The 8,038-nt window shown below is 71.5% G+C and carries 8 protein-coding genes and 1 pseudogene; 2 read left to right on the top strand and 7 right to left on the bottom strand.

What is annotated here, in order from left to right; all coding sequences use genetic code 11:
• The 4 genes from RH94_RS16650 to RH94_RS16635 form a co-directional block, all read right to left on the bottom strand.
• Window positions 1-337 (bottom strand): DUF6507 family protein (locus RH94_RS16650; protein WP_234425822.1); only part of this gene is annotated, 337 nt, incomplete at its 3' end.
• A gap of 43 nt (window positions 338-380) precedes the next feature.
• Window positions 381-695, bottom strand: a complete 315-nt coding sequence (locus RH94_RS16645; protein ID WP_073948375.1) for a pore-forming ESAT-6 family protein — start codon at window positions 693-695, stop codon at window positions 381-383.
• A 69-nt stretch (window positions 696-764) separates the two neighbouring features.
• The gene (locus tag RH94_RS16640) at window positions 765-1,091 is read right to left on the bottom strand and encodes a hypothetical protein (RefSeq protein WP_073948376.1); all 327 of its coding nucleotides are present in this window, start codon (window positions 1,089-1,091) and stop codon (window positions 765-767) included.
• A gap of 146 nt (window positions 1,092-1,237) precedes the next feature.
• A complete protein-coding gene (locus RH94_RS16635; RefSeq protein WP_073948374.1) occupies window positions 1,238-2,416 on the bottom strand; it encodes a PP2C family protein-serine/threonine phosphatase in 1,179 nt (392 codons plus the stop codon).
• A 162-nt stretch (window positions 2,417-2,578) separates the two neighbouring features.
• Between RH94_RS16635 and RH94_RS16630 the strand changes: the two genes are divergently transcribed.
• Complete coding sequence (locus RH94_RS16630; protein ID WP_199880982.1) at window positions 2,579-3,820, top strand: GNAT family N-acetyltransferase; 1,242 nt, start codon at window positions 2,579-2,581, stop codon at window positions 3,818-3,820.
• 22 nt (window positions 3,821-3,842) lie between these two features.
• Here RH94_RS16630 and RH94_RS16625 read toward each other — a convergent pair whose 3' ends face one another.
• Together RH94_RS16625 and RH94_RS16620 are read right to left on the bottom strand one after the other, a co-directional pair.
• Window positions 3,843-4,673, bottom strand: a complete 831-nt coding sequence (locus tag RH94_RS16625) for an Fpg/Nei family DNA glycosylase (protein WP_073948372.1) — start codon at window positions 4,671-4,673, stop codon at window positions 3,843-3,845.
• Between the two features lie 498 nt (window positions 4,674-5,171).
• Window positions 5,172-5,657: a ribose-5-phosphate isomerase gene (locus tag RH94_RS16620; RefSeq protein WP_073948371.1), complete on the bottom strand. Its 486-nt coding sequence runs from the start codon at window positions 5,655-5,657 to the stop codon at window positions 5,172-5,174.
• Between the two features lie 218 nt (window positions 5,658-5,875).
• On the opposite strand from RH94_RS16620, the gene RH94_RS16615 reads away from it, so the two are divergent.
• Complete coding sequence (locus RH94_RS16615; RefSeq protein ID WP_073948370.1) at window positions 5,876-7,354, top strand: amino acid permease; 1,479 nt, start codon at window positions 5,876-5,878, stop codon at window positions 7,352-7,354.
• Window positions 7,355-7,444: 90 nt separating this feature from the next.
• Here RH94_RS16615 and RH94_RS16610 read toward each other — a convergent pair.
• Window positions 7,445-8,038: pseudogene (locus RH94_RS16610) on the bottom strand (serine/threonine protein kinase); the annotation flags it as partial.

Raw genomic sequence — 8,038 nt, 5'->3', positions numbered from 1 at the left:
TGCGCTGCGCCTCCGCCGCCATCTCCTGATCACCGTTGAGGTACGCCGTCGTCGCGTCCACCACACCCTGCAACGACTTGCCCGCCCGCGCCGCGACGAACTGCAGATCCTTCGCCGCATGCTCCGCGTACCGCGACAACGCCAGCGCCACCAGACCGCCCTGCCCCTGCTCACCACCGGAACCACCGGAACCGGCGGAGATCGTCCCCGCGCTCGTCGCCGCCGACGTCAGATGCTCCCCGTACGACTTCGCATACCCCTGCAGCTTCGACGCCGACTCACCCGTCGACCGCAACACCTGCGTAATGCCCTGCGGCCTCAGATCCCAGCCCGGCACACCCACACCCCCGTCACCACACCCACACCCGCACCACCGGCACTCAGCCGATGCTGTCCACCGCCGCCTTCGCCCGCGCCAGCGTCGACTGCGCCGTCGAGTCGTTCATCTCCAACGTCGACTTCACCAACTGGATGATGTTCCGCACCTCCTGCGACGCACTGTTCCACCGCTGCTCCTTGCCGTGGTACTCATCCGCCACACCATCCGCCGAGAAGTCCGCCATCGCCGCCTTCACCTGACGGTCCCGCTCCCCGATCACCGCCTCCAACCGGGCCACCACCGCCTGCAGACCCCCCTGCACATCCGCCGACGCCCCCATGTCGTACGACCGGCGATCCGCACCCGAACCCGCCATCACACACCACTCCCCGACTTCCCCGAAAAAACGATCAACCGAACAGAACGTACGCGCGAAGAACAGCCCTCAGCGGAACCGCGCCGCATCGAAGTTCGCCGCACCCATCTGCTGCCGCGCGTTGTCCCCCTGCTCCTGATCACCCGAGGAGAACGCCGACTCCATCCCCGACTGACCACCCAGGATCGCCGACAACGACCCGTTCAGATCCGCCGTGATCCCGTCCGCCCGCGCCTTGAACTGATCGAACATCCGCCGGCCCGCACCGTTGAACTTCCCCTCCAACGGCTCCGCCGCCCGCACCAACTGCTGGATCAACGACCCCAGATCATCACTCGACCCCCGCGACTCACGCATCAACGCCGACAGCGTCTGCGCACCCATGTCGAACTTCACGCCGAACCCGCCTCCCCCGTCAGGAATCATGGGCCGTGACCGTCCATGAGGTCACGGCACGGACGCGTCCATCTCTACCAACTCACGCATCACCGGGGCAATCCGGAGCCTGGATGTGCACAGCAACAGCACAAGTCACCGCGGGCTCAGCGTGCCGTCTGGGCCGTCGGGCCCTCGCGGCAGATGAGGAGGAGGGCGCGGTCGTCGTTGACGTCCTTGGCCACCGCTTCGATCAGGTGCCAGGCGGCGCCACGGAAGCCGCCGGCGACGTAGCGGTCGGCCTCGCCGGTGAGGCGGTCGATGCCTTCGGTGATGTCGCGGTCGGCGGTCTCCACCATGCCGTCGGTGAACAGCATCAGTACGTCGCCGGCCCGCAGGCAGCCCTTGACCGGGTCGAACTGGGCGCCGTCGTAGACACCGAGGAGCGGGCCCTCGGCGGCCTTCTCCTCCCAGCGGCCGCTGCCCGCGCTGAGCTGCAGGCCCGGCGGATGGCCGGCGGTGTACAGCTCGTAGTCGCCGGAGTCCAGGTCCAGCACCAGGTGGATGGAGGTCGCGAAGCCCTCCTGCCAGTCCTGGCGCAGGAGGTAGCCGTTGGCGGCGGGCAGGAAGGCGTGCGGGGGCAGGCTGCCGAGCAGGCCGCCGAACGCACCCGACAGCAGCAGCGCCCGCGAGCCCGCGTCCATGCCTTTGCCGGAGACGTCCGTGAGGACGACCTCCAGGGTGCGGCCGCCGTTCGTACGGGCGGCGACCACGAAGTCGCCGGAGAAGGACTGGCCTCCGGCCGGCCGCAGGGCCATCTCGTGGTGCCAGCCGTCCGGCAGCCGCGGCAGCGTGCTCTGCACGCGGATGCGTTCCCGCAGGTCGAACAGCATGGTGCCGCCGCGCCGCCAGGGCACGCCGACCCGGCTGCGGAACTGGGCGATCAGCAGCCCGACGAAACCGCAGGCGGCGACCACCAGCACCACGCCCGGGGTGACCCGGGAGGGGCCCTCGGTGTACGGGCCGAGCCGCACCGACTCCACGATCAGCGCCGTGGCCGCGACGGCGTACAGGCCGAGCAGGCTCGCCGGGCGCAGCAGCAGGCCGCCGACGACGATGGGCAGCACGAGCGCGACCGGCGAGAACCAGACCGAGTTGACGAGGGTCAGCACCGCGATCAGCGGGATGGTCAGCAGCAGCCCGCCGAACGCGATCCACTCGGAGCCGTCCCCGCGGAAGTAGTCGACGGCGGATTTGCGCACGCCGACGCGGGCCCGGTGCCACTGCATCTTCCACCGGGCCGTGAACGTCTCGGCTTCCGCGCGCCGTTCTCGTCCTGCTGCCATTAGTTCGGGACCCTATCCATCGAACCTGCTGCTTGGCACGGGAGGTCCCACTTGTCCCCCGTCCGAGACCCCAATTGTCCGTGAACTTCTCCGGAACCCGTCGCGCCGCCGTCCCGGAGAAATTCGCTCGCCCGTTCCGTACCGCCCTGGTACGCATGCCGTATGGCAAGTGATGTGGCGATCGGGCCGCGAGTGCTGCGGCAGGACGAGTGGGACCCCTGGTACGACAATCTGATCCGCGCGTTCGGCGGGGTTCCGGAGTCGGCGGAGGAGCGGCAGGCGTGGCGGGCCGTCACCGAGTTCGACCGTTCCCTGGGCGTGTGGGACGGGGACGCGTGTGTGGGGACGGCGGGGGCGTACAGCTTCCGGATGACCGTGCCCGGCGGCGCGCCGGTGTCCGCGGCCGGGGTGACGATGGTCAGCGTGGCCGCCACGCACCGGCGGCGCGGCGTGCTGACGTCGATGATGCGGCGGCAGCTGGACGACGTACGGTCCTGGGGCGAGCCGCTGGCGGTGCTGACCGCTTCCGAGCCCGCGATCTACGGCCGGTTCGGGTACGGGGCGGCGACCTTCCAGCTGCAGGCCGAGATCGACACCAACCGGGCCGGGCTGTCGGTCCCGGCCGGCACCGACGACGTACGGCTGCGGTACGCGGCGCCCGCCGACGTGCTGGACGCCTGCGAGGCGGTGTACGCGCGGCTGGTGCCGGCCCGGCCCGGGATGGTGGAGCGGCCGGCCGGCTGGGCGCGGCTGACGCTGCTGGATCCGGAGAGCGAGCGGGGCGGCGCGTCGCCGCTGCAGTGCGTGGTCGCCGAGCGGGACGGAGAGGTCACGGGGTACGCGCGCTACCGCGTCAAGCCCAACTGGGACAGCGGTGGGCCCGAGGGCACGGTGGTGCTGAGCGACCTGGACGCGCTGGACCCGGCGAGCGGGGCGGCGCTGTGGCGGTTCCTGTACGGGATCGACCTGACGTCGACGCTGAGCGTGCGAATGCGGCCGGTCGACGACGCGTGGCAGTACCTGGTGTCCGACATCCGGCGGTGCCTGCCGCGGCTGAAGGACGCGCTGTACGTCCGGCTGGTGGACGTGGGGGCGGCGCTCGAGGCGCGGACCTACCAGGCGCCGGTGGACGTGGTGTTCGAGGTGGCGGACGACTTCTGTCCGTGGAACTCCGGGCGGTGGCGGCTGAGCGGGGACGCCAAGGGGGCGTCCTGCGAGCGTACGTCGGACGCGGCCGAGGTGGCGCTCTCGGTACGGGAGCTGGGGGCGGCGTACCTCGGTGGCGTGCCGCTGACCGCGCTGGCCGCGGCCGGGCGGGTGCGGGAGCTGCGGCGGGGGGCGCTGGCGGAGGCGTCGGTGGGGTTCGGGTCGGCGGTGGCGCCGTGGCTGCCGCACGGGTTCTGAGTCGTTCCGGCTCGTCGTTGTTCTAGTTCGTCTGGCAGGTGGGGCACCAGAAGAGGTTGCGGGCGGCGAGGTCGGCGGTGCGGATCCCGGTGCCGCAGATGTGGCAGGGCAGGGTGGCGCGGCGGTAGACGTAGACCTCGCCGCCGTGGTCGTCCACGCGGGGTGGGCGGCCCATCGCCTCGGGGGTGTGCTCGGGGCGGACGGTGTCGATGCGGTTGTTGCGGACGCCCTCGCGCATGAGCGCGACGAGGTCGGTCCAGACGGCGTCCCACTCGGCCGGCGTGATGTCCTTGCCGGGGCGGTACGGGTCGATGCCGTGCCGGAAGAGGACCTCGGCGCGGTAGACGTTGCCGACGCCCGCGACGACCTTCTGGTCCATGAGCAGGGCGGCGATCGTCGTGCGGCTGCGGCGGATGCGGGCGTGGGCGGTGGCCGGGTCGGCGTCCGGGCGGAGGGGGTCGGGGCCGAGGCGGTCGTGTACCGCCTGCTTCTCGGCGTCGGTGATCAGTGCGCAGGTGGTGGGGCCGCGGAGGTCGGCGTACGCGGTGTCGTTGGCGAGGCGGAGGCGGACGGTGTCCGTGGGCGGGGGCGCGGGGGTGTCGCCGGGGGCGACCTCGCCGAAGGTGACCTTGCCGAAGAGGCCGAGGTGGATGTGGACCCAGTCGCTGTCGCGGAAGCGGAGGAAGAGGTGCTTGCCGTGGGCGTCGGTGTGGGTGAGCTCCGCTCCGGTGAGGAGGGCGGCGGCGTCGGAGAACTTGCCCTGGGGGCTGGTGACGAGGGTGCCGGTGCCGGTCCCGGAGAAGCGGGTGGCGTAGTCCTGCGCCAGGCGGTGGATGGTGTGGCCCTCCGGCACGGTGGTGTCCTCTCCTGCGGTTCTTCGCCCACCCGCCCGCCCGACTCGGTGAGGTGAGGGGCACCCGTCCCCGGGGCTCCGCCCCGGACCCCTGTCCGGGGCTGCGCCCCGGCTTGGCCCACCCGGCCCGACCGGCTCAGTGGGAGAAAAGGGTTCTGTCCCTGGGGCTCCGCCCCAGACCCCGGCGGGGGCTTCGCCCCCTGCGCCCCCGGTTTCCCACCCTCCCACTCGTCCCGGCGGGGAGAAGGGGACCCGCCCCAGGCCCCGCCCCAGGCCCCGCCCCAGGCCCCGGCGGGGACTCCGTCCCCTGCACCCCTGGTTCCTCCCGCCCGACTCGACGGGAGGACGGGAGGACAAGGTCCCGGCGGGGGCTTTGCCCCCCGCGTCCCCGGCGGGGCGTTCCGTCTCGGGTTTCGGGGGGTTTCGGCCCAGGCCCATGGGCTTCGGGCCCGCAGGGCACTGCGCCCTCCGGGCCCGCTGTCGCACGCCGTCGTCGTTCTAGTCCTGCGGGTGGTGTGCCGGGATCGGCGGCAGGTCGCCCGTCGTCTCGTAGGACGACAGCATGTCGATGCGGCGGATGTGGCGTTCGTCGCCGGAGAAGGGGGTGCCCAGGAAGGTCTCGACGAACTTCGTCGCCTCCTCCTGCGTGTGCATGCGCGCGCCCACCGCGACGACGTTGGCGTTGTTGTGCTGGCGGCCGAGGGCGGCCGTCTCCTCGCTCCAGGCGAGGGCCGCGCGCACGCCCTCGACCTTGTTCGCGGCGATCTGCTCACCGTTGCCGGAGCCGCCGATCACGATGCCGAGGGAGTCGGGGTCGCCGGCCGTGCGCTCGGCGGCGCGCAGGCAGAAGGGCGGGTAGTCGTCCTGGGCGTCGTAGATGTGCGGGCCGCAGTCGACGGGCTCGTGGCCCGCCGCCTTGAGCCACTCGACGAGGTGGTTCTTGAGTTCGAAGCCCGCATGGTCGGAGCCGAGATACACGCGCATGGTCCGAGTGTGACACGGCCGAATGCGGGAAGCAGCGCCGGGTGTGGCCGTATCACGGTCGCCGGAACGGTGTGAGACGGACCACAAAACTCAGGGAATCCTGAGGTAAAATTTGGGTTTTGAAGGTTCACGCAGCCCCAGCGCCTCGGTTTCACTGGACCGTCTCGTACACCGCTCGTACGACAGACTGATCACCCGGCGCAAAGGAAACTCCCCCCATGACCTCGCAGCCGACCCCGCCGAAGGCCGGAAGCGGCCACGCAAGCCCCGGAGGACACGGTTCCGGGCTTCAGGCCGGTCTCAAGAACCGCCACCTGACGATGATCGCCATCGGCGGTGTGATCGGTGCGGGACTGTTCGTCGGCTCCGCCGCCGGTATCGCCACCGCGGGCCCCGGCATCCTGCTCTCGTACGCCCTCGTCGGCACGCTCGTCGTCCTCGTGATGCGCATGCTCGGCGAGATGTCCGCCGCCAACCCCACCTCCGGCTCGTTCTCGGCGCACGCCGACCGGGCGCTCGGCGGCTGGGCCGGGTTCTCCATCGGCTGGCTGTACTGGTTCTTCTGGGTCGTCGTCCTGGCCGTGGAGGCGACCGCCGGGGCGAAGATCCTCTCCGGCTGGGTTCCGGCCGTGCCCCAGTGGGGGTGGGCGCTGATCGTCATGGCGGTGCTGACCGCGACCAACCTGGCCTCCGTCGGCTCCTACGGCGAGTTCGAGTTCTGGTTCGCCGGGATCAAGGTCGTGGCGATCGGCGCGTTCATCGTCATCGGCCTGCTCGCCGTCTTCGGCGTACTGCCCGGCGTGCACAGCGACAAGGCCGGGCTCGGCAACCTCACCGGCCACGGCGGCTTCCTGCCGCACGGGCCCGGCGCGATCCTCACCGGTGTGCTGCTCGTCGTCTTCTCCTTCATGGGCAGCGAGATCGCGACGCTGGCCGCCAGCGAGTCGGAGGACCCGCAGCGTGCCGTCACCAAGTCGACCAACAGCATCATCTGGCGCATCGGCGTCTTCTACCTCGGCTCGGTCTTCGTCGTCGTGGCCCTGCTCCCCTGGAACGACAAGTCGGTCACCGACAAGGGCTCCTACGTCGCCGCCCTCGACTCCCTCGGTATCGCGCACGCCGGTCAGATCATGAACTTCATCGTGCTGACCTCGGTGCTGTCCTGCCTCAACTCCGGCCTCTACACCGCCTCCCGCATGGCCTTCTCGCTCGGCGAGCGCGGGGACGCGCCGAGGGCGTTCGCGCGGACCAACCGCCGTGGTGTGCCGGTGACCGCGATCACCGCGTCGGTCGTCTTCGGCTTCGTGGCCGTGTTCTTCAACTACAAGTTCCCGGACTCCGTCTTCCTCTTCCTCGTCAACTCCTCCGGCGCGGTCGCCCTGTTCGTCTGGCTGGTGATCTGCTTCTCGCAGCTGCGGATGCGGAAGATCATCCAGCGGGAGGCCCCGGAGAAGCTGGTCGTCAAGATGTGGCTGTACCCGTACCTGACCTGGGCGGCGGCCGGGCTGATCGTCTTCGTCCTCGGCTACATGCTGACCGACACGGAGCACGACGGCCGCGAGACCGTGCTGCTGTCGCTGCTGGTCGCGGCGGTCGTGCTGGTGATCGCCCTCGTCCGGCAGAGGGCCCGGGGCGGCCGGGCGGCGGTCGCGGCGCGGTCCGGCTCGGAGGCGGTGGAGAACGTCCCGGTCGGCTGACGCGAGCGGTCGGCTGACGCGCGTACGGCATCCGGGTGAGGGAGCCCCTCGGGGCTCCCTCCGTTCTTCCTCCCTCCCCCGCCCACGGCGTCAGAGCACCGTGAAGCTGTCCTGGACCCTCTCGTACGTCGGCAGCGCCCACTGCTCCGTGTCCGACCGGTACCAGGTGCTGACCTGGTACGACTTGCCGTCCGCGTCGAAGCCGAGCAGGCGGGCGTGCCAGGGGGCGCCCTTGAGGGTGAACGTGTACTCCCAGACCACCCCCGGGTGGCCGTGGAAGGTCGTCCGCTCCAGGCGGATCTTGCGGTAGTCCCGGCCCCGGCGGGCGTTCACCTCCGAGGTGCGCCAGCTCTCCATCAGGTCTCCCCGGGCCAGGGACGACTTGGCGACGAGTTCCTGCTTGCCGTCCGGCGATGTGTAGTACACCTCCGCGCCCGTCTGCACGTTCCGCCGCCAGCCCTTCGGCGGCGCCCACGCGAACCCGCCGGCCTCACCGTGCGCGCCCGGCGGCAGGCTGGGCGGCCTGGAGGTGCCCTCGACGGTGGGCGAGGGGCCGGTCGAGGCGGAGGGGGGCGCGGCGGAGGGCGAGGGCGGCCGGGCGCTGCCGCCCGCCGTGCCCCGGTCCGCCTCTCCCCTGCCCGGCAGGGCGAGTACGGCCCCCGCCACCGCCCCGGCCGCGACCGT

The sequence above is a fragment of the Streptomyces kebangsaanensis genome, assembly GCF_001906585.1.
In the GTDB taxonomy this organism is placed as follows: Bacteria; Actinomycetota; Actinomycetes; order Streptomycetales; family Streptomycetaceae; genus Streptomyces; species Streptomyces kebangsaanensis.
Note: the sequence above shows the minus strand (reverse complement) of the source record. Positions and strands in the feature narration are given on the sequence as shown.